Origin of the sequence: Vibrio sp. 10N.222.48.A3, assembly GCF_041475345.1 — a bacterium.
GTDB classification, from domain to species: Bacteria; Pseudomonadota; Gammaproteobacteria; order Enterobacterales; family Vibrionaceae; genus Vibrio; species Vibrio tasmaniensis_A.
Genome location: NZ_JBFRVX010000441.1, coordinates 1 through 1,693 on the forward strand (window position 1 = coordinate 1; position 1,693 = coordinate 1,693).

At 42.8% G+C, this 1,693-nt stretch carries 3 protein-coding genes; 1 reads left to right on the top strand and 2 read right to left on the bottom strand.

What is annotated here, in order from left to right; all coding sequences use genetic code 11:
• Together AB4653_RS13410 and ppiC are read right to left on the bottom strand one after the other, a co-directional pair.
• A partial coding sequence (locus AB4653_RS13410) for an alpha-amylase family glycosyl hydrolase (RefSeq protein WP_372104410.1) occupies positions 1–306 on the bottom strand: 306 nt, incomplete at its 3' end.
• A gap of 283 nt (positions 307–589) precedes the next feature.
• Positions 590–919, bottom strand: a complete 330-nt coding sequence (gene ppiC / locus AB4653_RS13415; protein WP_269667539.1) for a peptidylprolyl isomerase PpiC — start codon at positions 917–919, stop codon at positions 590–592.
• Positions 920–1,151: 232 nt separating this feature from the next.
• Between ppiC and AB4653_RS13420 the strand changes: the two genes are divergently transcribed.
• Positions 1,152–1,693, top strand: a 542-nt coding sequence (locus AB4653_RS13420; RefSeq protein WP_372104413.1) for a chemotaxis protein CheW, incomplete at its 3' end; no start/stop codon positions are given.

The following is a 1,693-nucleotide window of genomic DNA, read 5'->3' on the forward strand; positions in this document are numbered from 1 at the left end:
CACATAGGTACGAAGCCCATGTTGCTTTAACGTGTTCACCATTGCAGTGAAGTCTTGCGTATCACCAAGCTGATTATCGATCACACGATAATCTTGGGGTTGATAGCGCTGCCACCATTGGGTACCTGTATCTCGATCACAGCCTTTAGGCCCTCGTAACGACTTCATTGCCGGCGAGACTAAAACAGATTTATAACCCAACTCTTGAATCAGAGGGGCGTTCTTCATTACGTCAGCGTAGCACCAGTCAAAAGCATGCAATATAACATCTGTCGCTGGGGTGCTTAACATAGCTGAACTCTCCATGTTGTTCTCCTACCAAACTCGTTTACAGCTTTCTAGATAAATACAAAGGCTAAAAGGCAAAGCTGCATAAATTTCCTTAAGAATGGTATTTATTATATGAGTTACTCATTAAAACCCCTCCTCCTCCCACCGATTAGTCAAGGTGGATAGTTAAGGGCGTAGCGCCAATTATCGCATAACGTCCGGGATGAACACTCAGCCATAATGTTTTTAAATGCGCCCAAAAATGACAAAAAAGGAGCGTATCTACGCTCCTTTTATTCAATCTAACACATATCAATGACTAAGTTCGGTAAAGAACCTTCACTACGTGCCAGCCAAATTTTGTTTTTACCAGATGTGGTACAAGTGTCTCGCCAGAGAAACAAATCTTATCAAACTGAGGCACCATTTGACCTTTTTTGAACTCGCCTAGGTCGCCGCCCTTTTTACCTGATGGACAGGTTGAATGCTTCTTCGCTAGCGTTTGAAATTTAGCGCCCTTTTTAAGCTGCGTCATGATGTCTTCTGCTAATTCTTTATGCTTCACCAAAATATGAAGCGCTGCTGCTGTTCTTGCCATGATAATTCTCAGTTTGTTGCTGTCAGTTGATTTGCGATGATTACGTAGAATTCATCAACGTACTGACTGTTGTAATTCTGCTTACGGCTAACGACTTGTCGACAAAAGTCCATCAAACGCCTGCGTTTAGCGTGATTTTAACCCAAGAATCGTCATTCTTCACTCTATAACCGAAAACAACCCCCTTAAAGATCTTTAAAAACCGCATAGTGACTTGCTGCGAATGCCATTTCCCTTTAAATTAATCCTTATAGATTAAGCGCGTATTAAGTAGGAGCCACTTATGGCCAAACCGATAAGTAAAGCGAGTCAGTCACAGGGAATGCTGATGTTCAAGTTATCCCTCACTCAAAGTTTTGCGATAGGCACGCTTAAGGTCAGAGAAATCGTTCCTTTCCAGCCAATGACCCAAATCCCTTACTCTCATCACCACGTGATTGGTACCGTCACTATTCGCGAACTTACGGTTCCAGTTATTGATATGTCTGCGGCTATTGGGTTTCGACCGATCACACCGACTGAATACCAAGACTGTGTGCTCATCGTGACAGATTGCTTAAGAACCGTTGTAGCATTCTTGGTTCGTTCGATTGATAAAATCATTGAATGTGACTGGAAGAGTATTGAGTCGCCACCCGCAAGTGTAGGAACCAATGTGTTTGTTACCGGCATTACACGTTTTGAAGATCGTATCGTGCAGATGCTCGACGTAGAGTTATTACTTTCTAAGATTTACCCTGCTTATGAAAACGCACATATTCCGATGCTGACTGATGTCGAAAGAGAACGCCTAAAAGCGCTGAATATTCTACTGGTTGATGACTC